The sequence below is a fragment of the Haemophilus sputorum CCUG 13788 genome, assembly GCF_000238795.1.
In the GTDB taxonomy this organism is placed as follows: Bacteria; Pseudomonadota; Gammaproteobacteria; order Enterobacterales; family Pasteurellaceae; genus Haemophilus_A; species Haemophilus_A sputorum.
Genome location: NZ_AFNK01000076.1, coordinates 1 through 299 on the forward strand (window position 1 = coordinate 1; position 299 = coordinate 299).

Below are 299 nucleotides of genomic sequence, written 5' to 3' on the forward strand. Positions count from 1 at the left end.
ATGCGAAACCAGGTGCTTAACTATGCAATTAAGGCTCTAAAAAAACAAAGAAAAAACAAAGCAGGGGTATAAGCAGATAAAACAGGGCATACGGCGAGAGCTTTTTGCCAATAATGAGCATTATTTAACCCTTCAACGCCAAAATGCGTCTGGCACCGTTAAGTACAATCCCCCCCGCGATGGTGCCAATAATCAGATCTGGATAATTGGAACCGGTCCACGCGACCAGGGCGCCGGCGGTGATGCCCCCCAGGTTGATCACCACGTCGTTGGCCGAGAATATCCAGCTTGCCTTCATG

General features: G+C 48.8%; 1 pseudogene. It reads right to left on the bottom strand.

The features are described 5' to 3' along the window. Positions 1-124: 124 nt before the first annotated feature. Positions 125-299: pseudogene (locus tag HSP_RS11375) on the bottom strand (cation transporter); the annotation flags it as partial.